The following is a 26,306-nucleotide window of genomic DNA, read 5'->3' on the forward strand; positions in this document are numbered from 1 at the left end:
TATTTTTTGCCTTTTTAGGCGTTCTTTTCATCAAAAAAAGGTGGCGCATTCCCCTGTCAATGTGTCTACTTCCTATGTTTTAGGTGTCTACTTCGTAGGAAGTAGACACCCATTTTAACGATTTATTCCCTTTTATTATGCGTTTTTCTGGTATTTATTGAAAAATGGTTAATCCTGTTTTTTATCATCTGGGGCTGCATTTGCAACTTGTTCTTCTCGCCATTCGGTAGGCGTACAACCTTCCTTTGACTTGAATATCCGGTACAGATAGGTACGGGCAGAGAAGCCACACTCGGCAGAAATAATGTCATTACTATAGTCTGGAAATTCCAACATCATCTTCTTTGCCGCATTGAAACGTATATCACCAAGCCATATTCTGAATGTAGTTTTCAGATACTGGTCGAAGAATACAGATAACTCATCCTTGGAGATACAAAGTGTGCGAGAGAGGGTAAGCATATTCACAGTACTGTCCTTATATCCTAAATTCGCACACCATGCATCAAGACTTTTCTGGATGAAATCTCTGCGCTCATCGGAAAGTGGTTGTAAAGATTCTGTTCTGCTATCAGCAGAGGTCTGCTGTTTAGCAGAAAGTGCCCCCCCATATCTATATTTTGTTCCCACTAAGGCATAGTTTTCCACTTCTTTATCCAAGAGTTCTTCGGTAGGGATATAACTGCTGCCGAGAGCGATAAACGTAAGATTGAAGAACAGCAAGGCAAGCAATACGGCTGGACCTACTATATATAATAAGGTAGTAGAAAAGATGGCAACTGGCATAGCGAGAATTGCGAGCCATAGAATGATTACACTTGCACGCGAATATCTTACGTAAGGCAACAAGTCCGTTGCCGCCATTGTCTCCAACATATTTTTACGCCTAATCATCTCCTGAATAATCATGTATATGCAATAGAAAACACTTACGCAAAACAGAGTCAGCATCAGATAAAGCCCTTCTCTGATATACAGGCTATGATGGAGACTGATACCCACGCAAAAGACCACAATGATGGCAGCATAAATACCACTGCACATCAGTATCATCTTTCTGAGGTTAGCACGGGTGGTTTCTATGTTGTAGATTCCTATGGAGATGAGCGAGAAGCAGGGGGTATAGAGGAGAATGTTGATGACCGCCCCTAAATTATCGTGCATAGCACGGAAGCCGAACCCCATCTGCAGCACATATTGTATCGCCAGTCCTATCAGGGCAGCAACGATCATCCATCGAGAACGCTCATACCGCTTGTTCTCCCATCTTACATGCAGATGAGAGAGTGCTACGATGAAGGCATTGATGAGCATGAATATAAAACATGCAAACTGAAGTAGAAATAATGAATCCATACGCTTTTTCCTATTTCGTATGTCTCTTCAGGAAGATGCTGTGGTCGATGCAGGCAGGGAGCTCTTCCTTATAGTGAGTAACCATGATCATCGTCTTGTTCTTTCGCTTGCAGAATGCCTCGATGATATCCTTTACCAGGCGGCGGTTTCTGTTGTCAAGACCATGAAGAGGCTCGTCGAGGATGAGGAGCTCAGGATCCTTCACGAAGGCACGTGCCAGAAGAACCAGGCGCTGCTCGCCACTTGACAGCTTCAGAAAACCACGATCTTCCAAACCCTCCAGACCGAATACCTTCATCCAGAAACGGCACTGGTCCATATCCTCTTCCTTAGGCTTTACATAGAGACCCACTGAATCGGTAAGACCGCTCGCCACGATGCGGATGGCTGGCATATCACGCTGATAGGAACGGTGAAGCTCTGGAGATACATAGCCGATATGCTTCTTGATATCCCAGATGCTCTCGCCGCTGCCACGAGGATTGCCGAAGAGGGCTATGTCACAGGCGTAGCTCTGCGGATTGTCGGCACATACCAGACTGAGCAGGGTACTCTTGCCGGCACCGTTCTGGCCGCTCAGCGCCCAGCGCTCACCATTGTTGACCGTCCAGTCGAGATCGTTGAGGATGATGCGCTCGCCATACTGGATGCGAACCTTGTTCATCTTCACAACTTCCTGACTGTGATATTCCCGGTCGCTATATGGCAGGTCGATGATGGCCTGTTCTAATTCTTCGCATAATACGTGGGCAGGGATGGGGTTGCGCTGTGCCAGATATTCTTCCTTGGTAAGCTTAGGATATACCTTCATATCCTTCACTTCTACCACGTGGGTGATGAACTCTGGGATGTCATCGCTCTTGCTCAATACGAGGATGATCTGCAGATGATGCTCGGTGGTGAGTGACTTGAGAAGCTCCTTGAGCTGGTCGCGGGTGTCGGCATCCAGACCGATGAACGGATTGTCCATGATCAGCACGCGAGGCTCTGAGAAGAGGGTAGAGGCAAGCTTGAACTTGCGGAGCTCTCCACTGCTCAGCAGGATGGTGTATTTGTCGAGCAGGTGGTGCATGTGGAACAGCTCGTAGATGTGTTCCTGCAGCTGTCTGCGCTCCGGCGTATCTTCGCCAGCCATCTGATAAGCCTCTTCCAGCTTATCCTTGACGATAGGCGTGTTCTCATCTATTTCCAACTGGTTCCAGCGCTGCTGCAGGAAGTAGGTGCGGTCGTTGTCGCCTCCGTAGGTATCACGGAAGGTGATATACTTGATATTGTCGCTCACCAGGGATTTGGTACTAGGAGAAAAGTCGTAATCAGGATCGTGCATCAACAGCGGGTGTCTGCCCACAAGGATGTCCACGAACATCGACTTACCTCCACCATTGGGACCTACGATAGCGATATGCTCGCCGTCGCATGCCTCGAAGTTAACTGGCTCAGCCATACGCCATTCCGGCATACGGGTTACGCCATTCTGAATACTGATAATCTTTTGCATCTCTCTTATTTTTTTATTGATATGTTGCTTGATAACAGGATGATATTTCTGGGCTGGGCTACTTGTGCGTGGTACGGTTGATAGCCGCCAGAAGCTTTGCCTGCGGACCCGTCATACCTGTACCTTTCTCTATGCGGCTGGCGTTCTTGGTAGCAAAATCCTTCCAGCTGCTATAGTGCTTGTCGCCCGTTTCGGGTCTGCCCATCTGCAGGAAATGGCAGTAGGCAGCGCCCAGGGCATCGGTGGCATCCATGTATTTCGGCATCTCGTCTTCCCGGATGTTGAGCATGCGCTGCAGCATCGCCGCCACCTGCTCCTTGGAAGCCTGACCTTGTCCGGTAATCGCCATCTTGATTTTCAGCGGAGCGTACTCGTGGATGGGTACGTCGTGGTGGATGGCGGCAGCGATAGCCACTCCCTGCGCCCTGCCGAGCTTGAGCATCGACTGCACATTCTTGCCGAAGAAGGGAGCTTCTATCGCCATCTCGTCGGGCAGATAGGAGTCGATGATGCCAGTCACCCGCTCGAAAATCCTGCCGAGTCGCAAGTAGGGATCTTTCTCCTTGCGCATGTCGATGACGCCCATCACCACCAGTTCTGCCTTGTTGCCGATGACGCGTATCACGCCATAGCCCATCACGTTGGTGCCGGGGTCAATGCCCAGGATGATTTTCTCTGTGTTCGATTTCTTCTGAATCATCTGAATGCTGTATCTTCTGAATCCTTGGAATTCTGAATGCTGTATCTTCCTGAATCTATCGGTCCATATATGGATTATGAGCCAATTCCTCGCCGATGCTGGTAGCCTCACCGTGGCCTGGCAATACCTGTGTTTCATCCGGCAACATGCCGAGATGGCGCAGGCTGTTGATGATGCGGAACATGCTGCCGCCAGGGAAATCGGTTCTGCCGATTGAACTCTTGAAGAGGGTATCGCCCGAGAAGAGTACGTGCTCTGCCTCGCAATGGAAGCATACGGAGCCGTTGCTGTGGCCCGGAGTCTCGATGATGGTGAATTCGTGATTGCCGAACTTGATTACCTCATCTTCCTCAAAGAAATGACCGATAGGAGGAAACTGGGTGTCGAGCTGCATCTGGTAGAATGTCTCTGCCTGATGAGCCAGACCCTTCATCAGCTTCTCATCGCCCTGTGCCACTTCCGGCTTCAGTCCGAACTCCTGGTAGATGGTATCGTTGCCGAAATTATGGTCGAGATGACCGTGGGTAACGAGGAGATGAACAGGCTTCAGATTGTTCTTTCTGATATACTCGGTGATCGCCTTGCGCTCTTCTGGATAGAAGGCACCGCAATCTATGATGACGCACTCGAGGGTGTCATCGCTGACCACGTAGCAGTTTTCCTGCAACATGTTGACTTGGAATCTTTCGATATGTAGCATTTTACTTTTTCTTTAATTTAAGCAGGAACATAAACCAGCTGCTTGTCCTGGCTGAACCACTCCTCATCGAAGAAGGTGCTGAGAGGGGTGATTTCCGAAATCTTATAATACTGCTTGAGCTCCTCCTTCAGATTGCCGCCCTTGAGGCAGAGCAAACCGTTGGGCAGGGCATTCTGCCCCGCCTTCTTGAAGTTCTTCTTGATGATCTTCATCAGGTCGGGCAACTGCATCACGGCACGGCTCACCACGAAGTCGTACTTGCCTTTCTCGTCCTCGCCGCGCAGGTGTTCAGCCACCAGGTTCTTGAGTCCGATAGCGCCAGCCACCTCATTGCACACCTTAATCTTCTTGCCGGTGCCGTCGATGAGCTTGAACTTGCACTCAGGGAAGAGGATGGCGAGCGGGATGCCCGGGAAACCACCGCCGCATCCGAAGTCGAGAATCTCTGAACCCGGGCGGAAGTTGATCGCCTTGGCAATAGCCAGAGAGTGGAGCACATGGTGCTCGTAGAGGTTGTCGATATCCTTGCGGCTGATGACGTTGATCTTGGCATTCCAATCGCGATACAGACCGTCGAGGGCAGCGAACTGCTTCTTCTGCTCGTCGGTGAGGTGAGGAAAATATTTCTCTATGATATTCATTCTATCTTGTTTTTGTTTCTTTCTATCTATATTTATTAATGTATTCAAGTTTCGCAAGTATGCTCCACACGCCCTGAAAGGGCAGAAGCTCCTAGCCCAGGGCATCGCCCTGGGTAATGATGGGTGCAAGTCTGTCGCCCTGTAAGGGCAAAAGCCTTCAAATACCAGGCAATATACAAAGCTTTTGCCCTTACAGGGCGCCTTGCTGATTGCCATTATACCCAGGGCGATGCCCTGGGCTAGGAGCTTTTGGGCCTTCAGCCCGTACTTGAACCACATGCGAAACTTCAGTATACTATATTTATTAATGTATATAAACCGATGCAAAGGTAGTGCAAATTGTAGATAAAACAAAATAAAATTAGCTTTTTTTGTATATTTAGTAGTTATTTCGGGGCTTGTTAGCAAAAAAATGTGTACCTTTGCACCCGAAAAAGATGTTAGATAGTATTTATTTAATATAAAAAGTAATGATAAAAGCAGCATTATTCGACTTAGACGGCGTGGTTTTCGATACCGAAAGCCAGTATTCCGTGTTCTGGGGAATGATAGGCAGGGAGTATCATCCGGAGATGCCTGACTTTGCGCTTCGCATCAAGGGACAGACCCTGGTTCAGATCTACGACAAGTACTTCTCTGATGATGCCACATTCGCTCATATTGATGGATACACCGATTTCAAGTCGGAACAGGCTAAGATAACAGCCCGGCTCGATGAGTTCGAGCTGAATATGTCGTTTCCTTACATTCCCGGATTCGAAACTTTCCTGAAAGATGTAAAGGCGCATGGTGTGAAGTGCGCTGTGGTGACGAGCAGCAATCTGCAGAAGATGGAGCAGGTGTATAAGCATCATCCTGAGTTCAAGACCAATTTTGACCGCGTGCTCACCAGCGAAGATTTTGTCAAGAGCAAGCCGGATCCAGACTGTTATCTCAAGGGTGCTGCCTGTTTCGGAGCAAAGCCGGAGGAATGCGTGGGGCTGGAGGACAGCTTCAACGGACTGAAGGCAGTGAGAGCTTCGGGTGCATTTACCCTCGGACTCGCTACTACCAATTCTGCAGAGAGCATCCAGCCATACAGCGACTATGTGATAGCCGATTATAATGGATTCGGATACGATGACCTGGAGAAGATTGTAGAAACTTTTAAGTAAACACAATTATATGGGATATTTATCTACAGACAAAAAGAAAATCACAACCAAGACCTACGCCGAAATGAAGGCGGCAGGTGAAAAGGTTACGATGCTTACTGCCTACGATTTCACTACCGCAGGCATCATCGATGTAGCTGGCATCGATACCATCCTGATAGGTGATTCGGCTAGCAATGTGATGGCTGGAAATGCTGATACATTGCCTATCACCGTAGATCAGATGATTTACCACGCACGCAGTGTGGCCCGCGCCTGCAATCATGCACTCGTGCTCTGTGATATGCCTTTCGGCAGCTATCAGGTTTGCAAGGAAGATGCCTTGCGCAATGCTTGCCGAATGATGAAGGAGACGGGCGTGGATGCGCTGAAGCTGGAAGGTGGAGTGGAAATTCTGGATACTGTTCAGGCACTCATCAATGCCGGTATTCCTGTTTGCGGCCATCTTGGACTTACTCCTCAGAGCGTGAATAAGTTTGGCGGTTACGGCATCCGTGCCAAGGAAGATGCAGAGGCAGAGAAGCTGATCAGCGATGCTAAAGCACTGGATAAGGCTGGCTGTTTTGCCATCGTACTGGAGAAGGTTCCTGCCAAACTGGCGGCTGAAGTTTCACGTCAGGTAAACGCTGTAACTATCGGTATTGGAGCTGGTAACGGTTGTGATGGACAAGTGCTGGTTTATGCTGATGCGCTCGGTATGACCCAGGGCTTCAAGCCAAAATTCCTGCGTCATTTTGCCCAGGTAGGCGAGGAGATGCAGAAGGGAGTAAAGGCTTATATCGACGCCGTGAAGAGCGTGGAGTATCCAAGCGCAGAAGAGAGCTACTAAGATGGATACGCAAAATACCCCGGTGCATTTTAATCTGTGGCACCGTGACTTCTGGCGTCTCTGCTTCGCCAATCTCTTCCTGATGACGAGCATCTATATGCTCCTCCTGAGCATACCTTATTTTATGGCTAAGGAGGGATATTCCGTTACTCAGATTGGCGTGGTTTATGCTGCTTATGGCTTGGGCATCTTTCTTTTGGGTGGCTTCTGCTCCTATCTGGTGCAGCGCTATCGCCGCAATCGGGTATGCCAGATATCCATCCTGGGTGTGGCAGTCAGTCTCGTCATCCTTTATTATCTGGAAACCTTCTGGAATATCAAGGTGGGCTTCGAGATGCTGGTGGTGATGCGTCTGATTCAGGGCGCTTTCCTGGGTTTGGCAGAGATGTCGCTGGCGAGTACGCTGATTATCGATACCTGTGAATCTTTCCAGCGTACGGAGGCGAATTATATCACCTCCTGGTTTGCCCGCTTTTCCATTGCGGTAGGTCCATTGCTGTCGCTTCTGGTCTATCATGTCTTCAGTATGAAAGTCGTTTTTCCGGTAGCCTCAGTATTGGCATTGGTTGCCTTGGTGCTGGTTTCCAGAGTGAAATTCCCGTTCAAGGCTCCGTCAGAAAACGTGTCACTCATCAGCAGCGACCGCTTCTTCCTGCCTCAGGGATTTCCGCTGTTCGTCAATATTGTATGCATCATGGTGATACCGGGCTTCTATCTGTCGCAGCCTCATTCTCTCACCGTCTATGTGATGTTTTTTTGCGGACTGTTTCTGGCATTGGTGGCTGAGAAATACGTTTTTGCTGATGCAGAGCTGAAGAGTCAGGTAATCGTGGGACTGATATTGATCGCAGCAGCAGAATTTGTTTCCTTAAGCGATCAGAGCTTTGCCGAAGAGATGCTTGTACCTGCCTTGCTTGCCTTGGGAGTGGGCATCATCGGAAGCCGATTCCTGCTTTTCTACATCAAGCTTGCCAAGCATTGCCAGCGTGGCACCAGTATGAGCTCCTTCTTCCTGGCGTGGGAACTGGGGTTGAGCTTAGGAATCGGATTGGGCTTCTGGCTAATAAAGGACGTGTATCAGAAGTCTCCTGATGTGGATATGGCGATATTGAATCCAGTGTATAATGAACTTGTGTATCCAGCTTTCGGATTGACAGTGGTTTCTCTTCTGATGTATAATTTCCTAGTACATCCATGGTATATGAAGCATCGCAATCGCTGATGCTTCGTGTGCCTGCTTTATTAAAAGTTTCTAAAAATAGCGTTTGTGAAACTTTTTTAATATAATTTAGTTAGCTTTATTCGCTTTTGTGCTCATAATTGAGTACTTTTGCGTTTGATTTGAGGACGGAGGGCATTTTGGAAGTGCCCTTTGTTCTGTTTTTAGAATGAATTAAACGTAAAATTGATATAAGATTATGGCAGAAGCTATTGATATCCGTGAGTTGAATATCCGGATTGAACAACAGAGTCAGTTCGTTACCAACCTGGTAATGGGCATGAACAAGGTCATCGTAGGTCAGAAGCACCTCGTTGACTGTCTCCTTATCGGTCTTCTCTCTGATGGTCACATTCTCCTGGAAGGTGTACCGGGTCTGGCGAAGACTCTTGCAATCAAAACATTGTCACAGTTGATTAGTGCAGACTATAGCCGCATACAGTTTACACCCGATTTGTTGCCTGCCGACGTGATCGGTACGCAGATCTATTCGCAGAAGGATGAAGCCTTCCATGTGAAGCGTGGACCTGTGTTTGCCAACTTCGTCCTGGCAGATGAGATCAACCGTGCTCCAGCCAAGGTGCAGAGTGCCTTGCTCGAGGCGATGCAGGAACATCAGGTAACCATCGGCGAGCAGACTTTCCATTTGCCTAATCCATTCCTGGTGATGGCTACCCAGAACCCGGTAGAGCAGGAGGGTACCTATCAGTTGCCTGAGGCTCAGGTGGACCGTTTCCTCCTCAAGGTTATCATCGATTATCCTACCATCGAAGAAGAAAAGCTCATCATCCGTGAGAACATCCAGGGCGGTCTGCCTACCGTGACTCCGGTTACTACAGCCGAGGAAATCCTGAAGGCTCGCAGCATCGTCAACGAGGTGTATATCGATGAGAAAATTGAGCAGTATATTGCCGACATCGTCTTTGCTACCCGTTATCCAGACCGTTACGGCCTGGGCGAATTGAAGGATATGATTACCTTTGGCGGCAGTCCTCGTGCCAGCATCTCACTTGCCAAGGCAGCCAGAGCCTACGCCTTCATCAAGCACCGTGGTTACGTGATTCCTGAGGATGTACGTGCCGTGGCTCACGATGTGCTCCGCCACCGCATCGGCCTCTCTTACGAGGCAGAGGCAAGCGAAATCACCAGCGAGGAAATCGTCAGCCGCATCATCAACAAGGTTGAAGTGCCTTGATTTAGTTCAAAATTCAAAGTAAATTAAGTTGGATACACAAGATATCTTAAAGAAAGTTCGGAAGATCGAGATCAAGACTCGCGGATTGAGCCAGAACATCTTCGCCGGCCAGTATCATTCTGCCTTCAAGGGTAGGGGAATGGCCTTTGCCGAGGTGCGCGAATATCAGTATGGCGACGACGTGAGAGACATCGACTGGAATGTGACGGCTCGCTTCCATCGCCCTTTCGTCAAGGTCTTTGAAGAAGAGCGAGAGCTTACCGTGATGCTGATGGTGGATGTGAGCGGTTCGCTCGATTTCGGTACCATGCGCCAGATGAAGCGCGACCTGGCTACCGAGATAGCTGCAACCCTTGCCTTCAGTGCCATCCAGAACAACGACAAGATAGGTGTCATCTTCTTTTCCGACAGAATAGAGAAATATATCCCTCCCAAGAAGGGACGCAAGCATATCCTCTACATCATTCGTGAGATGCTCGACTTTCATCCCGAGAGTCAGCGTACCGATATCGGATGTGCCCTGGAATACTTCACGAGGGTGATGAAACGCCATTGCACGGCTTTCGTCATTAGCGACTTCTACGATAGCAAGGACTATCAGCACCAGCTGCAGATAGCCAACCAGAAGCACGATGTGGTGGGAATCCAGGTGTATGATCCACGTGCCAAGCAGCTGCCCGACGTGGGACTGCTCAAGGTGATGGATGCCGAGACGGGACACGAGATGTATATCGATACCAGTTCGAAGAAATTGAGAGTGGCTCACACTCAAAACTGGTTGCGACAGCAGGAGAATCTGCGACAGCTCTTTGCCAAGAGCAAGGTAGATTGGACTTCGGTAGCCACCAACGAGGACTTCTCGAAGGCGCTCCTGATGCTGTTCAAACAGAGAGGCTAAAGTAAGATAACATGAAAATAAAGAATATCATATTGACGATGGCGCTGATGGGTTGCTCTACGCTGGCTTTCGGGCAGACCGTGGAGCAGCGCATGGATTCCCTGCAGCTGCTTATCGGACAGCAGACCATCCTGCACCTCAAGGCTACAGCCCGGAAGGGTGCCAGAATTGTGCTGCCATCCTTCAAGCCTCAGGACCAGATTGTACCTGGTGTAGAGGTGGTGGAGCAGAGCAAGGGCGACACGATGCAGATGGGTGATGACCGCATCCAGGTGAGCCGCGACTATACGCTTACCTCTTTCGATGAGAAGGTGTATGTGGTTCCTGCACTCGATGTGAAGATTGACGGCAAGAGCTATCACGGAAATCCGTTGGCGCTGAAGGTGCTCACCGTTCCGGTAGATACGGTGCATCCTAACCAGTTCTATCCGGCAAAGGGTGTACAGGATAATCCTTTCGAATGGAGTGAGTGGAGCTTCGCCTTCTGGTTGAGCCTGCTGATGATTATCATCTGTGGAGCAATGATTTATCTCCGCAATCGTCTGAAGAAGAACAAGCCTATCATCGCCCGCATCCGCATCGTGAAGAGGGTGCCTGCCCATGAGAAGGCGCTGCGTGAAATCAATGACATCAAGCATCATCATACCAGCGCCAGCCAGGAGACTCAGAAAGAGTACTACACCCAGTTGACCAATACGCTGCGTGCCTATATCGTGAGCCGCTTCGGATTCAATGCGATGGAAATGACCAGTGGAGAAATCATCGAGCACCTGCGTGCTTCGGGCGACCAGAAGATGATAGACGAGCTGAGAATGCTCTTCTCTACCGCCGACCTGGTGAAGTTTGCCAAGTACGAGATTCCGATGAACGAGAACGATGCCAACCTGGTGAATGCCATCAACTTCATCGACCAGACGAAGACCGATGAGCAGCCTAAGGAGGAGAAGATCGTTCCAACGCTCAGCACTGAAGACCAGAAGTCGCAGCAGCAGCGCCGACTCATCAAGACCCTGCTCTGGGTGGGCGGCATCAGCGTAGTTGCCATCTTCGGCTACATTGTTTATCAGGTAGCGATGCTCGTGATGTAAATGTCATCAGGCTCGGAAATCCAGAGCTGGTGATGTAAACAATAAAAAGAAATTAAGAAATGGAATTTGCAAGTAAAGCATATTTTCTGCTGCTCCTGCTGCTGATACCTTATATATTATGGTATTTCCTGGGCAGGAAGAAGAGCGAGCCTACGATGCGCATGAGTGATACACGAATCTATCAGTATGCTCCGAAGAGCATGCGCGTCAGACTCATCCATCTGCCGATGGTGCTGAGATGCATCTGCTTCGTGCTCATCGTCATCGCCATGGCCCGTCCGCAGACCCACTATTCCTGGGACAACAAGACCGTAGAAGGTATCGATATCATGCTTGCCATGGACGTATCAACCTCTATGCTTGCTGAGGACCTGAAGCCAAACCGTATGGAGGCGGCGAAGGATGTTGCCACTGAGTTTATCTCAGGCCGTCCTACCGACAATATCGGACTCACCATCTTTGCCGGAGAGGCTTTCACGCAATGTCCGATGACCACCGATCATGCCAGTCTGCTCAGACTTCTGCATGATACCCGCACCGATATTGCGGCTCGCGGACTCATCGACGACGGTACCGCTGTGGGTATGGGACTTGCCAACGCCGTGACCCGACTCAAGGATTCCAAGGCAAAGAGCAAGGTGGTAATCCTGCTCACCGACGGTAGTAACAACATGGGTGACATCTCGCCTATGACCGCAGCCGAAATAGCCAAGAGCTACGGCATCAGAGTCTATACCATCGGTGTGGGAACCAACAAGGTGGCGCCTTATCCGATGCCTGTGGCAGGAGGCGTGCAGTATGTCAATATCCCGGTGGAAATCGATACCCAGACGCTGCGAGACATCGCTCAGACCACCGATGGAAACTTCTATCGAGCTACGAGTACAGCCGAGTTGAAGAAAATCTACAAGGACATCGACAAGTTGGAGAAGTCTAAGTTTAATGTGAAGCATTTTGCCAAGCGCTATGAGGCCTATCAGCCTTTTGCCCTGGGTGCACTCCTGATACTGCTCCTGGAGATATTGCTCCGCCTCACTTGGTTCAGAAGAATTCCTTGATGAAAGAGGAGTTTAGACAAAATAGATTATAACATCATATAAATATGTTAAGATTTGAAGATCCTACGTTTCTCTGGCTGCTCTGGCTGATACCGGTGCTCATACTGGTTCGTCTGGTAGGTTGGAGAAGGCGAAAGGCTAAGCTGAAAAGATTGGGCGATCCGGAGCTGCTCAAGCAGTTGATGCCCAACATATCCAAATACCGTCCTACGGTGAAGTTTGTGCTGATGCTTGCTGCCTTGGCACTCGTCATCGTGATGGTGGCTCGCCCTCAGATGGGAAGCAAGATTTCTCACGACAAGCGTAATGGCATCGAGACGATGATCTGTCTTGATATCTCCAATTCCATGCTTGCCGAAGATGTGGCTCCTTCCCGTCTCGACAAGAGCAAGATGCTGATAGAGAATTTGGTAGATAACTTCAGCAACGATAAGATTGGTCTCATCGTCTTTGCAGGCGATGCCTTCGTGCAGTTGCCTATCACCAGTGATTATGTATCGGCAAAGATGTTCCTGCAGAATATCACACCGGGGCTGATCCAGACTCAGGGTACCAATATCGGCGATGCCATCTCGCTTGCCACCAAGAGTTTTACCCAGCAGGACAATGTGGGTAGAGCCATCATCGTGATTACCGATGGTGAGAACCATGAGGATGGTGCCAAGGAGGCAGCCGAGATTGCCCAGAAGAAGGGCATCAACGTGTTTATCCTCGGTATCGGTAATACCAAGGGTGCTCCTATCCCGATGGGTGATGGCTCTTATCTGAAGGATCACGCAGGCAATACCGTGATGACTGCCCTCAACGAGCAGATGTGCCGCGAACTGGCGCAGGCTGGCAAGGGTCAGTATATCCATGTGGATAATACGAGTGATGCAGAAAAGGCATTGAATGATGACCTTACCAAGTTGCAGAAGGGAGATATGACCAGCGTGATATACAGTGCCTACGATGAACAGTTTCAGGCTGTGGGCATTCTCATCATCCTCCTGCTCATCATCGAGGTCTGCATGCTGGAAGTAAAGAATCCGTTGCTCAGGAACATCAAGTTCTTCAAAAGGGATTCCTTGAAGCTGCCGAAATAAAGCCTTATACGCAAGGCGCCCTGAAAGGGCAAAAGCTTTAAAATATAGATGTAAAAATGAAGTATATACATTATATAATAGTAACAGTGGCAATGTTGCTGGTGGGTACGGCACAAGCCGGAGCCCAGACTGATCGCAACCTGATCCGTCAGGGCAATCGTGCCTTCAAATCTCAGAAATGGGCAGTGGCAGAAACCCAATATCGCAAGGCTATCTCCAAGAATCAGAAGAATCCACAGGCGATATACAATCTTGGTTGTGCGCTCATGGCGCAGCAGAAAGACTCCATGGCGATACAGCAGTTTACCAATGCTGCCCAGTTGGAAACCAACCGCCTCCGCCGTGCTGCCAGCTATCACAACATGGGCGTGATCATGCAGAACCACCGTGAATATGCCCAGGCCATCGAATACTACAAGATGGCGCTGAGATGCAATCCACAGGACAATGAGACCCGTTATAATCTTGCCCTCTGCAAGAAGTTGCTCAAGAACAATCCGCAAAACAAGGATCAAAACAAGAACAACAAGGATAAGAACAAGGACAAGAATAAGAAGGATCAGAATAAGGACAAGAACAAAGGCAACAAGGATAAAAACGACGATAAGAATAATAAAAATAATAAGAATAACAAGAATAACAATAACAAGAATAATCAGAACCAAAACCAGCCGAACCAGGACAAGATGAGCCGCGAGAATGCCGAGCAGCTCCTGAATGCCGCCGTTCAGCAGGAGCAAGCCACCAAGCGCAAGTTGCAGAAGGCGATGAGCCAGCCACGCAGGAAGGCTTACGACAAGAATTGGTAAAAGATTAAATGAGATAAATACGATTTTAAATTAAAATACGATTTATAGATATAAATACGGTTTACATATAATATTTAGCTATTATTTAAGATACGATATGAAAAAAATAGGTTGGTATTTGATATTGCTGATATGCTTGCTAGGCTACCAGGTGCATGCGGTGGCCCAGCATATCTCCGTGTCGGCTCCATCGCACGTAGCGGCTGGAGAAAACTTCCGTGTCGCCTATACCATCAACACCCGTGATGTAGAGGAATTCAGAATGGGTGCGGTGCAGGATGGACTCGAAGTCATCGCAGGCCCTTACACATCTTCGCAATCCAGTTATCAGATGATCAACGGACATACCTCGTCCTCTTCATCTGTAACCATCACCTACACCCTTTATGCGGCAAAGAATGGTACCTTCAATATTGGTTCTTCCCACGCCATCGTGGATGGTAGGAACCTGGCTTCTCGCGCCGTGAAGATTACGGTGTCGGGGCACGCCCAGCATACCAACGGCGCTCCTAGCATGCACGGACAGAATAGCTACGACCAACCTCGTATGCGTACCGCAGGCTCTGCCATCTCAGGCAGCGACCTCTTCATCAAGGTGTCTGCCAACAAGAAGAGAGTACACGAGCAGGAACCTATCCTGCTTACCTATAAGGTATATACACAGGTGGAACTCACCCAGCTGGAAGGCAAGATGCCAGACCTGAAAGGATTCCACAACCAGGAAGTACCTCTGCCACAGCAGAAAACCTTTCATACCGAGATGGTGAATGGTCGTCCTTACAAGTGTGTCACCTGGAGCCAGTATGTGATGTATCCTCAGATGACCGGTAAGCTGGAGATTCCTTCCATCACCTTCAAGGGCATCGTGGTACAGCAGAACCGCAATGTCGATCCTATGGAGGCCTTCTTCAATGGCGGATCCGGATATGTAGAGGTAAAGAAGGACATCAAGGCTCCGGGTATCACCCTGCAGGTAGATCCGTTGCCTCAGCGCCCTGCCAACTTCTCGGGTGGAGTAGGTAAGTTCAATATCTCTGCTTGTCTTGACAAGAAGGAAATCAAGGCAGGCGAACCGATCACGCTCCGTGTGATTGTGGGAGGTATAGGCAACCTCAAGTTGCTTAAGCAGCCAGTAGTGAATTTCCCGAAGGATTTCGACAAGTATGATGCCAAGGTAACAGATAAGACCCGACTCACCGCCAATGGAGTGGAGGGTAATATGATCTACGATTTCCTGGCTGTGCCTCGCAATCAGGGCAGCTATACTATTCCAGCCGTGGAGTTCACCTATTATGATACCAGCAAGAATGCGTATAAGACCATCAAGACCCAACCTTTCACTCTGAACGTGGAGAAGGGAGATGGTTCAACATCCGAGTCGGCTGACTATACCAGCAAGGACAAGGATATCCATACCATCAAGTTGGGCAAGACCTCACAGCATCAGGCAGATGATATGTTCTTCGGAAGCTTCGGCTACTGGACCAGTCTGCTCATTCCGCTCATCGCCTTCTTCGTGCTGCTGGTGGTATTCCACCGCAGAGCCATCGAGAATGCCGACATCGTGAAGAAGCGCTCCAACAAGGCGGGCAAGATAGCCACCAAGCGTCTGCGCATGGCCAACAAGCTGATGCTGCAGGGCAAGCAGGGCGAGTTCTATGATGAGGTGATGCGTGCCCTCTGGGGATATATGAGCTACAAGCTGAACATGCCGGTAGAGCAGCTCTCTCGTGAGAATATCCGTGAGAAACTCTTCGCCCACGATGTGGACGATGCTACAATACAGAAGTTTACTTCCGCTCTCGATGAGTGCGAGTTCGAGCGTTATGCTCCAGGCGATCCTGCCGGCAATATGAACCGTACCTTCGAATCAGCAATGACAGCGATTATGGAAATAGAAAATGCAATCAATGCGACTCGCAAGAACGCCAAGAAGCATCCTGCCGGATATTCCTTCGTATGGCTGCTCCTGGCGATGCTGGGCTTCGGCGCTTCTCCGGTATCGGCAATCACCAAGAACAATGCCGATACGGAATACCAGAAGGGCAATTACCAGCAGGCTATCCGCGACTACGAAGAGCTGCTCAAGAATGGTGCCTCTGCCGAGATTTACTACAATCTCGGCAATGCCTACTATCGTACAGACAATATCACCAAGGCGGTGCTCAACTATGAGCGTGCCCGTCTGCTCTCGCCTGGAGATGAGGACATCAACTTCAATCTCCAGTTTGCACGCAGCAAGACCATCGACAAGATTACCCCGGTAAGCGAAATGTTCTTCGTTACCTGGTATAAGGCGCTGGTCAACTTCACGAGTGTAGATAACTGGGCGAAGACTGGCATCATCTCCATCATCATGGCGCTGCTGCTCGTGCTGCTCTATCTCTTCGGTCCGCACATCCTGATGCGCAAGATCGGCTTCTTTGGCGGTATCGGCTTCTTCCTCGTCTTCCTGCTGAGCAATCTCTTTGCCTATCAGCAGAAGCAGGCGCTCGACAACCGCAAGGGTGCCATCATCATCTCACCTTCAGTGAACATCAAGAAGACGCCTGCCAAGACCAGTACCGATCAGTTTGTACTCCACGAGGGTACCCGTGTAGATATCATCGACAAGGGAATGACCGACTGGCGTGGCATCCGCGTAGGCGATGGAAGAGAGGGATGGATCGAGACCAAGCATCTCGAGGAAATCTAGGAGAATGAAGTGGATGGAGCGTCAGACACTGATATCATTCTACATTCAACATTAAATATAAAACAATAAGTAAATGGATTTTAGTTCGATACAAGATATTGACTTTCAGATACTGCAGTGGTTCAACGGCAGTAACAATGTGATTCTCGACCAGTTGGTGATGGCACTTACTTCGGGTTTCACCTGGATACCGCTCTATCTTGTACTCTTTATCATCGTGATGCGCAATAATGAGACGATCGGGCAGATTGGTCTTATTGTAGGCTGCGCATTCCTGTGCATTCTTTTTGCCGATGGCATTGCCGAGGGAATCATCAAACCGCTTGCGGCCAGATGGCGACCTTCCAACGATCCGCTGGTAAAATATTCCGTACAGGTAGTGGATAATCTTCGTCTGAAGGACTACAGTTTCTGTTCGGCGCATGCAGCCAACACCATGGCGATAGCCGTGTTCTTCTCGCTGCTTGTAAGGAGCAGGATGCTCACCTTCACCCTGATAGCGTGGTCGCTGGTGAACTGCTGGACCCGCCTCTATCTGGGCGTTCATTATCCGTTGGACATCGTTTGCGGCATGCTGCTGGGCATGGTGGTTGGTACGCTGGTATATCTTTTCTTCCATCGTATGTACCGACGTATGTCACCGGAAATCAAGTATGTATCGAATCAATATACCAGTACGGGATATGATTGCGATGACATCGATATGATTATGACCGTCCTGATGCTCACCCTCGTATATGTCATCCTGCGTGCCGTCGTTCTGATGACGGGATTATAGTAGTATAATAGCCTTTTCTGAAAAAAGGCAAATCATAAAGTTCAAAGTTCAAAGCTCAAAGTTCAAAGTAAAATAATGGATACAAAACATATTAAGATTAGTGATTATAATTACGATTTGCCAGATGAGCGCATCGCCAAGTTTCCTATCTCACAGCGCGACCACAGTAAACTGCTGGTCTATAAGCATGGTGAGGTAAGCGACGATGTGTTCTTCCATCTTCCCGACTATCTGCCAAAGGGTGCCATGATGGTATTCAATAATACCAAGGTAATCCAGGCGCGCATGCATTTCCGCAAGGAGACGGGAGCCCTCATCGAGGTGTTCCTGATGGAACCTGCTGCACCTACCGACTATGAGCTGATGTTCCAGACTTCGGGTCACTGCTCATGGCTCTGTATGATTGGTAACCTGAAGAAATGGAAAGAGGGAAGCCTGAAGCGCGACTTCGAGATCAAGGGTCATCAGCTTACCCTCTCTGCTACCATGCGCCGTGGAGATGCGCTCAGCGCAGAGGCTTCAGAGATGGTGGCTAAAGGTGGCGGCACCAACTACTGGGTGGATTTCGACTGGGACAACGAGCATGTTTCCTTTGCCGAGATTCTCGAAGCAGTGGGAGAGTTGCCTATCCCTCCTTATCTGAACCGCAAGACAGAAGAAAGTGACAAGACCACTTATCAGACTGTATATTCCAAGATCAAGGGTAGTGTAGCTGCCCCAACAGCCGGTCTGCATTTCACCGATGCAGTGCTCCAGGACCTGGATGCGCATGGCATCGACCGTGAAGAGGTAACCCTTCATGTTGGAGCGGGAACCTTCAAGCCGGTGAAGAGTCTTGAGATAGAAGGTCATCAGATGCATACCGAATATATCGTGGTTCATCGTCGCAGTCTGGAGAAGCTCATCAAGCACGAGTGCCAGGTCATCGCCGTGGGAACCACCAGTGTGCGCACCATCGAGAGTCTCTACTATATGGGCGTGCATCTCATCAAGCATCCTGAGGCAAGCGAAGAGGACCTGCATGTAAACCAGTGGGATCCATACGAGTTGTCGGCAGATGGCAATCTGGTGGATGACATCACTCCGGTGCAGGCTATCCAGGCAATCATAGATTACCTCGACCACAACGGATTGGAAGCCCTTCACTCCAGCACGCAGATCATCATCGCTCCAGGCTACACCTATAAGATAGTAAAGATGCTGGTAACCAATTTCCATCAGCCTCAGAGCACCCTGCTTCTCCTGGTGAGTGCCTTCCTGCATGGTGATTGGAAGAAGGTATATGATTATGCCCTCTCTCATGATTTCCGCTTCCTGAGCTATGGAGATTCCTCCCTGCTCATTCCGTAAGGAGAAGAAGAAGTCAGAGCAATAACAGAACTGCTAATCATAAAGTTCAAAGTTCAAAATTCAAAGTTCAAAGTATAAAATATGATTTCAGTAGAAGGACTGAAAGTAGAGTTTGGCGTAAAGCCACTTTTCAATGATGTAAGCTTCGTAATCAACGACCGCGACCGCATTGCCTTGGTAGGCAAGAACGGTGCCGGCAAATCTACGATGCTGAAGATTCTCTGTGGCTTGCAGAAGCCAACCTCCGGCGTAGTGGCTATCCCTAATGAAACCACCATCGGCTATCTGCCTCAGGTGATGAAACTGCAGGATGATACCACCGTGAAGCAGGAAACCCGCAAGGCTTTCGCCCACAATACCGAGATGAAGGCGCACCTCGACAAGATGCAGCAGGAAATGGCCGACCGCACCGACTACGAGAGCGAGAGCTATGCCCAGCTCGTGGAGAAATTCACCCAGGAACATGATCGCTATATGATGATGGGCGGTGAAAATTACGAGGCGGAAATAGAGCGCACGTTGAGCGGTCTGGGTTTCACCCGTGAAGACTTCGACCGTCCTACCCGAGAGTTCTCTGGTGGATGGCGTATGCGTATCGAGTTGGCAAAGATCCTGCTCCAGAAGCCGGATGTACTTCTCCTCGATGAGCCTACCAACCATCTTGATATCGAGAGTATCCAGTGGCTGGAGCAGTTCCTGGCGCAGAGTGCCAAGGCGGTGGTGCTGGTAAGTCACGACCGTGCCTTTATCAATAATGTAACCAACCGCACCCTGGAGATTACCTGCGGCAGGGTAGAGGATTACAAGGTGAAATACGATGAGTATGTGGTACTTCGTGCCGAGCGCCGCGAGCAGCAGCTCCGTGCCTACGAGAACCAGCAGAAGGAAATAGCCGATATCAAGGATTTCATCGAGCGTTTCCGCTATAAGCCTACCAAAGCTGTACAGGTGCAGAGCCGCATCAAGCAGTTGGAGAAAATCGTTCCTATCGAGGTGGACGAGGTGGATACCAAGCAGATGCATCTCAAGTTCCCTCCTTGTCTCCGTAGCGGCGATTATCCGGTCATCTGCGATGAGGTGAGAAAGGATTATGGCGATCATACCGTCTTCGACCATGTGACCCTTACCATCAAGCGTGGCGAGAAAGTGGCATTCGTAGGTAAGAACGGCGAGGGTAAATCTACTCTGGTGAAGTGTATTATGGGCGAGATTCCTTTTACGGGCAATCTCAAGATAGGTCATAACGTGCAGATTGGTTATTTCGCACAGAATCAGGCACAGCTGCTCGATGAGAAGCTTACCATCTTCCAGACCATCGACAATGTGGCTACCGGCGAGATGCGCCTCAAGGTGAACGATCTGCTGGGTGCCTTTATGTTTGGTGGTGAAACTTCCGAGAAATATGTCAAGGTGTTGAGTGGAGGAGAGCGCAGTCGTCTGGCGATGATCAAGCTCCTGCTCGAACCGGTGAATCTCCTGATTCTCGATGAGCCTACCAACCATCTCGATATGCAGTCGAAGGATGTGTTGAAGGAAGCCATCAAGGCATTCGATGGTACCGCTATTATCGTGAGCCACGACCGTGAGTTCCTCGACGGACTGGTAGATAAGGTATATGAGTTTGCCGGTGGAAAGGTACGTGAGCATCTGGGCGGTATCTACGATTATCTCCGTGCCCACAATGCCGAGAGCATCAGTCAGGCACTTGCCAATCAGGTCGGAAGTCAGAATATGTCATCTGCCGGCTCTCCATCTTCTTCATCATCATCTGCAGAGTCTTCCGAAGTATCCTCCGGAAAGCTCAGCTATGCCGAGCACAAGGAGCAGCAGAAGAAGATTCGCAAGGCTGAGAAGGCAGTGAAGGAATGCGAGACGAAGATTGAAAAGCTCGAAACCCGCAAGGCTGAGATTGATGCCCTCCTGATGAAGCCTGAGAATGCCACGAATATGGAACTCGTTACCGAATATACCGAGCTGATGAAGAGCCTGGATGAGGAAAACGAGAACTGGATGATGCTCTTCGAAGAGCTGGAGGAAATCAAGAATTCATAGTTAAAACAATAATAAATAACGAGAAAATGAAAATGAAGTACATCCTTCCGATGATGATGCTCGCAGCCATGCCTTTGGCTGCTGATGCTCAGAACAAGTCGGGACTTGTCATGAGCAATCTTGACAAGACAGCAAAGCCTGCTGATGATTTCTATCAGTTTGCTACCGGTGGCTGGCAGAAGAACAATCCGCTGCCTGCTGCCTACAGCCGTTATGGTAGTTTCGATCAGTTGGCTGAGAACAGCAACAAGCGTATCAACTCTATCCTTGATGAGCTCAAGAAGAAGACCTACAAAGCTGGAACCATCGAGCAGAAGCTTTCCGACTTCTATAAGTTGGCGCTCGATATTGATCGCCGCAATAAGGAGGGCATTGCTCCCGTAAAGCCTCTCCTCGACGAGATTGCTGCTGCCAAGACCAAGGCTGAGCTCCAGAACTTGCAGGTGAAGTATGCCATGCAGGGTTTGGGCGTAGGTTTCGGTACCGGTTTCGGTGCTGATGAGAAGAACGTTACCATGAACATCTACAATGTGATGCAGGGTGGCTTGACTCTCGGTTCCAAGGATTACTACCTCAACAACGATGCTGCTACCGTAGCCATCCGTGAGGCATTCAAGACCTACGTGGCAAAGATGTTCCAGCTCTATGGCTTCTCTGCTGCCGATGCTGCCCAGAAGGCACAGAAGGTATTCCTCCACGAGACCAGTCTTGCTACTATCTCCAAGAGCCGTACCGAACTCCGTGACCCGCAGGCTAACTACAACAAGATGAGCCTGAAGCAGTTTAAGGAGAATTATCCAAACATTCCTCTTGAGGCATTGGCTAACGGCGAGGGCATCAAGAGTGAATATATCCAGGAGATGATTGTGGGTCAGCCTGCATTCATGGCTGGTTACGACAAGATTACTGCTGCTGAGGATGCTGAGACCTTGAAGGCATTGATGGAGTGGAGTGTCATCGGCAGTTCTTCTGCCTATCTCACCGATGAGATCCGTGAGGCAAACTTCGATTTCTTCGGCAAGACCATGAGTGGCAGAAAGGAAGACCATCCATTGTGGAAGCGTGCCACTTCTCAGGTAGATGCTCAGATGGGTGAGGCGCTCGGCAGAATCTACTGCAAGAAATTCTTCCCTGAGTCTTCTAAGAAGATGATGGAGACTTTGGTCAAGAATCTCCAGGTGAGTCTCGGTCAGCGTATCGACGCTCAGGAGTGGATGAGTGCTGAGACCAAGGCTGCTGCTCACAATAAGCTCGATAAGTTCTATGTCAAGATTGGTTATCCTAACCAGTGGACTGACTATAGCAAGCTTACCATCGACCCATCCAAGAGTTTCTATGAGAACGTGATGGCTTGCCGTCAGTTCCGCAACAATAAGGAGATTGCTGAGAAGGCTGGTAAGCCAGTCAACAGAGACGAGTGGTATATGACACCTCAGACTGTGAATGCATACTATAATCCTACCACCAACGAGATCTGCTTCCCAGCAGGTATCCTTCAGTATCCATTCTTTGATGCCAAGGCTGACGCGGCATTCAACTATGGTGCTATCGGTGTAGTGATTGGTCATGAGATGACTCACGGTTTCGATGATCAGGGTCGCCAGTATGATGCCAGCGGTAACCTGAAGGATTGGTGGACTGCTGCTGATGCAGAGGGCTTCAACAAGCGTGCAGATATGTATGCTGATTTCTTCAGCAACATCAAGGTATTGCCTGATTTGAATGCCAACGGTCGCTTTACATTGGGTGAGAACCTTGCCGACCACGGTGGTTTGATGGTATCTTTCAATGCCTTCAAGAATGCGACAGCCAAGAAGCCATTGAAGAACAAGGATGGTTTCACTGCTGATCAGCGCTTCTTCCTTGCTTACGCAGGTGTATGGGGTCAGAACATCACCGAGAAGGAGATTCGCAACCGTGTGAAGAACGATCCTCATGCGCTTGGCAAGTGGCGTGTAGATGGTGCTCTTCCTCACATTGATGCCTGGTATGAGGCATTCGGTGTAAAGCAGGGCGACAAGATGTTCATTCCTAAGAATGAGCGTCTGGAGCTTTGGTAAAGATCAAATATCCTATCCCGTTAGTTTTTAAAGTTTTAAAGGGATAAGAATGAAATATGAAAAGGCTGCGTTACTTTGTGGTGACGCAGCCTTTTTTGTACCTGATGCTCTAAAATATGGGTAATGATGATAACTAGTATTGATGGCTATCGTAAGTAATATGGTTAGCCATCGTAAGTGATATGATTAGCCATCGTAAGTGATATGATTAGCTGTCGTAAGTGATATGATTAGCTGTCGTAAGTAATATGAAAAGTCTTCGAAGTTAATAGGGATAGTTGTTGGAAGATATAATCTCTGTCGTTGGGATTGGCTATATCTAAAACCGCACAACAGCTGTTGTGCGCTTGCATATCAGCTGTTGTGCGGTTGTCCATCAGCTGTTGTGCAGATGCCCATCAGCTGTTGTGCTATGAAATCCTGGCAAATTATATGCCGTTAAAATAACTCCAGGATCTTATCGATTATCTTTTCGATGCTGGAAGAATCGGTGGTTTCGTCGAGCTTCTGGTTGATTTTCTCTTCTACCTTCTTGCTCACTTTATCCGCAGCCTTATCGAAAGCCTGATTGGCTTTCTCTTCCAGTTTCTTCTGCATTTTTGTGCTGAAGCTGCCTTCATCGCTTTCAGCCTGGTCCTCATTGACATTGGCTTCTGAATCTGAGCTATCCATATTAGGAGTGTCAGAGGATACATTTGATTCCGACTCCTCGATATGGAGATTATCGGCAGATTCCAGCGCCTTCACCATATCGTCGGCATTCATCGTATAGACATTGCCGAGGATACCGAAACTCACGGTATGCGGCTTGCCGTTGAACTCTACGGAACCCGTAGAGCAAACGATATAGTTGTGGTATTCGAAAAGCTGGTTCATCGCTTCGTCCATCATGCTGCCAGCCATCATCTTGGCTACAGAGCGGAGCGCCTGCGAGAAGAAATTGTTGTCGGTAGATCCTACCGCCTTTTCTACTGCCTTGCTTGCCTCCGTGCGAACCTTCTCCTTATGAGCATCTGCGCCCGGATTGGTTATGGCAAATAGGGCAAGGATGAAAATGATGAGACCGATCACCATCTTTATGGCGAAATGGCTCGTCTTCTTCTTAGACTGCTGCTGGAAATTCGAATTCATTGCTGCTCCCTGCTGGAATCCCTGCTGATAGGCTCCCTGCTGGAATCCCTGCTGATAGGCTTCCTGCTGGGCTTTCTGATAATCCTGCTGGTAGGTTTCCTGCTGGAAATCTTGCTGAACTCCTTCTTGCTTTTGGGCATTCTGGTTGCTCTGGTTGGCTTCTATAGCTTCCAGTACTGCTCTCAGTTCCTCTACCTTCCAGGCAGGAGTCCAGTCTGCCATACCCTGCTTCCACACCAGTGTTTCGGGACTGATGCCCTTCTGTACGAGTTGGTCGAAACTGAAAGGACCTGCCTGCTGTCCATTATGATCGATTATAAAAAATTCCATCTTTGTCCTTTTAATTTTTAAATGTTAACATTAAACTTTATTAGTACTTAACCTTTCTTTGCAAGTAAGTTCCTCTTTATGAGTACTTAACCTTTGCAAGTAAGCCCCACACGCCCTGAAAGGGCAGAAGCTCCTAGCCCAGGGCATCGCCCTGGGTATTTATGGACGCAAACCTGTCGCCCTGTAAGGGCAAAAGCTTTCAAATACCTGGCAATATACAAAGCTTTTGCCCTTACAGGGCGTCTTGTAAACTGCTATTATACTCAGGGCGATGCCCTGGGCTAGGGGCTTCTGCCCTTTCAGGGCGGCACGCTTGCGTCCATAATTCCCAGGGCGATGCCCTGGGCTAGGAGTTTCTGCCCTTTCAGGGCGTGCTGCTTCAGGTATTAGTGTGTTGCCTTCCACCATCCTGTCTTCTCTCTTCCCTTCAGGGCTACACTGTGCTGGCTCGGGTCGGAGATGGAAAGACCGCAATAGCTCTTCACCTGGAAGATGGTTCCTCTATACGGGTCCTTCAGCATGGTAAATGCCTCATCGGTATGTGCAGCAGCCTTGATGGTTTTCTGCATCTGGGCGGCAAACTGATCTTTCAGGTAACCGCTTGGCTTGAGGCTATCTACATATACCGACATGTCATAGAACAGGTTAGGAGTGAAGCCGTCGAGAGGTTGGATCGTTTCTAGAGGAGTGGAGGAATCGAGCGTATATTTGCTGTTGATTTCCTTCATGACGCTAGCCAGATTATCCATCTCGCGACAGTCGATGGCTGCCATGTTGCAATAAGGTACATAGCTGGATTTGTAGAAGTTGACAATGCCGTTTACGATGCCGGAATAGTTGGGCGTTGCGGAATTGAGCATGCTCCAGATGCTTCGGTATGGAAAGCCTATAGCCATCACCTCGCTGCTCGAACTGATGAGATAGTTGGTGACATCCTTCAGCTCGTATGCTGTCTCCACATTTCCCATATAGCAGGCATCGAAGAGAATGTATTGCATCTTCATTCCGCTCTGTCTGATTCCTTCTGCCAGGGTTGGGAGGTCCATGGCATAACTCTTGGAATTTACACTTCCAAAGAAGCGGGTGACCGGATGGTCTGGGTCGCTACCAAACTGGATGCCGCTGAATGCACTGGATGGCTTGCCGGCTGTGGCAGTGCTTCCGAAGCCAGGACGGGCATAGTTCGGATAATTCACCCAATCTTCTGCATAGGTCCATCCGGAACCATGTACTCCGATGATGAGGGCATAGTTGAGTGCCTCGGCATTTTGCTTCACTTCATTGAGAAGGTTGGCGAATCCCTCTGCCGTGCAATAGCTGTTGTCCTCGTAGGTCTTCACGGGCACACAGTTCACCTTCCTGCTGGCGGCATCGTACTGCAAATCGTAGAGTGTGCTCTTGTTGTATTTCTCGCTGAAAAATACCATCACACGTGAGTCACTGAGTCCTTTCTTGGCTACGATACCCTGGCAGATGCTGTCGATGTTGTTGGCTAGGTATTGCTTCAAACCCGAACTGGTGGTACTGCCTGTCCATGGATAATATACCAGGATGGTCTGCTTGTTGACGCTATCCACATCAAAAGCCTCGTCGCTACAACTGGTGAAAGTCATGGCGAACGAAAACATACATATAAATAAGGTGAAAAGCTTCTTGATCATAATAAAAAAGTTGAATGTT

General features: G+C 49.1%; 21 protein-coding genes. 14 read left to right on the plus strand and 7 right to left on the minus strand.

What is annotated here, in order from left to right; translation table 11 throughout:
• Positions 1-168: 168 nt before the first annotated feature.
• Genes DW657_RS18250 through rsmG form a run of 5 tightly spaced genes read right to left on the minus strand, consistent with a single transcriptional unit; the run spans position 169 to position 4,895 of the window.
• Entirely contained in the window at positions 169-1,356 is a 1,188-nt protein-coding gene (locus tag DW657_RS18250; protein ID WP_233546575.1) for a helix-turn-helix domain-containing protein, read from the minus strand.
• Between the two features lie 10 nt (positions 1,357-1,366).
• Positions 1,367-2,854: an ATP-binding cassette domain-containing protein gene (locus DW657_RS00735; RefSeq protein WP_118311043.1), complete on the minus strand. Its 1,488-nt coding sequence runs from the start codon at positions 2,852-2,854 to the stop codon at positions 1,367-1,369.
• 58 nt (positions 2,855-2,912) lie between these two features.
• Positions 2,913-3,554: a crossover junction endodeoxyribonuclease RuvC gene (ruvC, locus tag DW657_RS00740; protein ID WP_118311044.1), complete on the minus strand. Its 642-nt coding sequence runs from the start codon at positions 3,552-3,554 to the stop codon at positions 2,913-2,915.
• 55 nt (positions 3,555-3,609) lie between these two features.
• Positions 3,610-4,254: an MBL fold metallo-hydrolase gene (locus tag DW657_RS00745; RefSeq protein WP_118311045.1), complete on the minus strand. Its 645-nt coding sequence runs from the start codon at positions 4,252-4,254 to the stop codon at positions 3,610-3,612.
• Positions 4,255-4,271: 17 nt separating this feature from the next.
• A complete protein-coding gene (gene rsmG / locus DW657_RS00750) occupies positions 4,272-4,895 on the minus strand; it encodes a 16S rRNA (guanine(527)-N(7))-methyltransferase RsmG (RefSeq protein ID WP_117663092.1) in 624 nt (207 codons plus the stop codon).
• A 470-nt stretch (positions 4,896-5,365) separates the two neighbouring features.
• Between rsmG and DW657_RS00755 the strand changes: the two genes are divergently transcribed.
• The 14 genes from DW657_RS00755 to DW657_RS00820 all read left to right on the plus strand — a co-directional run bounded on the left by DW657_RS00755 (position 5,366) and on the right by DW657_RS00820 (position 23,165).
• On the plus strand, positions 5,366-6,049 hold the full coding sequence (locus DW657_RS00755; protein ID WP_118311046.1) for an HAD family phosphatase: 684 nt from the start codon (positions 5,366-5,368) through the stop codon (positions 6,047-6,049).
• 10 nt (positions 6,050-6,059) lie between these two features.
• Positions 6,060-6,878, plus strand: coding sequence for a 3-methyl-2-oxobutanoate hydroxymethyltransferase (gene panB, locus DW657_RS00760; RefSeq protein ID WP_118311047.1), 819 nt, complete (start codon positions 6,060-6,062; stop codon positions 6,876-6,878).
• A gap of 1 nt (position 6,879) precedes the next feature.
• A complete protein-coding gene (locus DW657_RS00765; protein ID WP_118311048.1) occupies positions 6,880-8,100 on the plus strand; it encodes an MFS transporter in 1,221 nt (406 codons plus the stop codon).
• 196 nt (positions 8,101-8,296) lie between these two features.
• Positions 8,297-9,292, plus strand: coding sequence for a MoxR family ATPase (locus DW657_RS00770; RefSeq protein ID WP_118311049.1), 996 nt, complete (start codon positions 8,297-8,299; stop codon positions 9,290-9,292).
• Positions 9,293-9,320: 28 nt separating this feature from the next.
• On the plus strand, positions 9,321-10,190 hold the full coding sequence (locus DW657_RS00775; RefSeq protein WP_089543423.1) for a DUF58 domain-containing protein: 870 nt from the start codon (positions 9,321-9,323) through the stop codon (positions 10,188-10,190).
• An 11-nt stretch (positions 10,191-10,201) separates the two neighbouring features.
• Complete coding sequence (locus DW657_RS00780; RefSeq protein ID WP_089543422.1) at positions 10,202-11,278, plus strand: BatD family protein; 1,077 nt, start codon at positions 10,202-10,204, stop codon at positions 11,276-11,278.
• Positions 11,279-11,337: 59 nt separating this feature from the next.
• Entirely contained in the window at positions 11,338-12,336 is a 999-nt protein-coding gene (locus DW657_RS00785; protein WP_118311050.1) for a VWA domain-containing protein, read from the plus strand.
• Between the two features lie 44 nt (positions 12,337-12,380).
• The gene (locus DW657_RS00790; RefSeq protein WP_117663107.1) at positions 12,381-13,421 is read left to right on the plus strand and encodes a VWA domain-containing protein; all 1,041 of its coding nucleotides are present in this window, start codon (positions 12,381-12,383) and stop codon (positions 13,419-13,421) included.
• A 56-nt stretch (positions 13,422-13,477) separates the two neighbouring features.
• Positions 13,478-14,230: a tetratricopeptide repeat protein gene (locus DW657_RS00795; RefSeq protein ID WP_118311051.1), complete on the plus strand. Its 753-nt coding sequence runs from the start codon at positions 13,478-13,480 to the stop codon at positions 14,228-14,230.
• Between the two features lie 97 nt (positions 14,231-14,327).
• The gene (locus DW657_RS00800) at positions 14,328-16,925 is read left to right on the plus strand and encodes a BatD family protein (protein WP_118311052.1); all 2,598 of its coding nucleotides are present in this window, start codon (positions 14,328-14,330) and stop codon (positions 16,923-16,925) included.
• A gap of 73 nt (positions 16,926-16,998) precedes the next feature.
• On the plus strand, positions 16,999-17,703 hold the full coding sequence (locus DW657_RS00805; RefSeq protein WP_118311053.1) for a phosphatase PAP2 family protein: 705 nt from the start codon (positions 16,999-17,001) through the stop codon (positions 17,701-17,703).
• 75 nt (positions 17,704-17,778) lie between these two features.
• The gene (locus tag DW657_RS00810) at positions 17,779-19,053 is read left to right on the plus strand and encodes an S-adenosylmethionine:tRNA ribosyltransferase-isomerase (protein WP_118311054.1); all 1,275 of its coding nucleotides are present in this window, start codon (positions 17,779-17,781) and stop codon (positions 19,051-19,053) included.
• A gap of 81 nt (positions 19,054-19,134) precedes the next feature.
• Positions 19,135-21,105: an ABC-F family ATP-binding cassette domain-containing protein gene (locus DW657_RS00815; RefSeq protein ID WP_118311055.1), complete on the plus strand. Its 1,971-nt coding sequence runs from the start codon at positions 19,135-19,137 to the stop codon at positions 21,103-21,105.
• A 26-nt stretch (positions 21,106-21,131) separates the two neighbouring features.
• On the plus strand, positions 21,132-23,165 hold the full coding sequence (locus tag DW657_RS00820) for a M13 family metallopeptidase (protein WP_118311056.1): 2,034 nt from the start codon (positions 21,132-21,134) through the stop codon (positions 23,163-23,165).
• 438 nt (positions 23,166-23,603) lie between these two features.
• Here DW657_RS00820 and DW657_RS00825 read toward each other — a convergent pair whose 3' ends face one another.
• Entirely contained in the window at positions 23,604-24,626 is a 1,023-nt protein-coding gene (locus tag DW657_RS00825) for a GYF domain-containing protein (RefSeq protein WP_118311057.1), read from the minus strand.
• Between the two features lie 386 nt (positions 24,627-25,012).
• Complete coding sequence (locus tag DW657_RS00835) at positions 25,013-26,287, minus strand: clostripain-related cysteine peptidase (RefSeq protein WP_118311122.1); 1,275 nt, start codon at positions 26,285-26,287, stop codon at positions 25,013-25,015.
• Positions 26,288-26,306 lie beyond the last annotated feature (19 nt).

Source organism: Prevotella sp. AM23-5 (genome assembly GCF_003473645.1).
GTDB classification, from domain to species: domain Bacteria; phylum Bacteroidota; class Bacteroidia; order Bacteroidales; family Bacteroidaceae; genus Prevotella; species Prevotella copri_A.

Coding starts and splice junctions, on each gene's coding strand:
- DW657_RS18250 (WP_233546575.1), bottom strand. CDS start 1,356: ATGGATTCATTATTTCTACTTCAGTTTGCATGTTTTATATTCATGCTC.
- DW657_RS00735 (WP_118311043.1), bottom strand. CDS start 2,854: ATGCAAAAGATTATCAGTATTCAGAATGGCGTAACCCGTATGCCGGAA.
- ruvC (WP_118311044.1), bottom strand. CDS start 3,554: ATGATTCAGAAGAAATCGAACACAGAGAAAATCATCCTGGGCATTGAC.
- DW657_RS00745 (WP_118311045.1), bottom strand. CDS start 4,254: ATGCTACATATCGAAAGATTCCAAGTCAACATGTTGCAGGAAAACTGC.
- rsmG (WP_117663092.1), bottom strand. CDS start 4,895: ATGAATATCATAGAGAAATATTTTCCTCACCTCACCGACGAGCAGAAG.
- DW657_RS00755 (WP_118311046.1), top strand. CDS start 5,366: ATGATAAAAGCAGCATTATTCGACTTAGACGGCGTGGTTTTCGATACC.
- panB (WP_118311047.1), top strand. CDS start 6,060: ATGGGATATTTATCTACAGACAAAAAGAAAATCACAACCAAGACCTAC.
- DW657_RS00765 (WP_118311048.1), top strand. CDS start 6,880: ATGGATACGCAAAATACCCCGGTGCATTTTAATCTGTGGCACCGTGAC.
- DW657_RS00770 (WP_118311049.1), top strand. CDS start 8,297: ATGGCAGAAGCTATTGATATCCGTGAGTTGAATATCCGGATTGAACAA.
- DW657_RS00780 (WP_089543422.1), top strand. CDS start 10,202: ATGAAAATAAAGAATATCATATTGACGATGGCGCTGATGGGTTGCTCT.
- DW657_RS00785 (WP_118311050.1), top strand. CDS start 11,338: ATGGAATTTGCAAGTAAAGCATATTTTCTGCTGCTCCTGCTGCTGATA.
- DW657_RS00790 (WP_117663107.1), top strand. CDS start 12,381: ATGTTAAGATTTGAAGATCCTACGTTTCTCTGGCTGCTCTGGCTGATA.
- DW657_RS00795 (WP_118311051.1), top strand. CDS start 13,478: ATGAAGTATATACATTATATAATAGTAACAGTGGCAATGTTGCTGGTG.
- DW657_RS00800 (WP_118311052.1), top strand. CDS start 14,328: ATGAAAAAAATAGGTTGGTATTTGATATTGCTGATATGCTTGCTAGGC.
- DW657_RS00805 (WP_118311053.1), top strand. CDS start 16,999: ATGGATTTTAGTTCGATACAAGATATTGACTTTCAGATACTGCAGTGG.
- DW657_RS00810 (WP_118311054.1), top strand. CDS start 17,779: ATGGATACAAAACATATTAAGATTAGTGATTATAATTACGATTTGCCA.
- DW657_RS00815 (WP_118311055.1), top strand. CDS start 19,135: ATGATTTCAGTAGAAGGACTGAAAGTAGAGTTTGGCGTAAAGCCACTT.
- DW657_RS00820 (WP_118311056.1), top strand. CDS start 21,132: ATGAAAATGAAGTACATCCTTCCGATGATGATGCTCGCAGCCATGCCT.
- DW657_RS00825 (WP_118311057.1), bottom strand. CDS start 24,626: ATGGAATTTTTTATAATCGATCATAATGGACAGCAGGCAGGTCCTTTC.
- DW657_RS00835 (WP_118311122.1), bottom strand. CDS start 26,287: ATGATCAAGAAGCTTTTCACCTTATTTATATGTATGTTTTCGTTCGCC.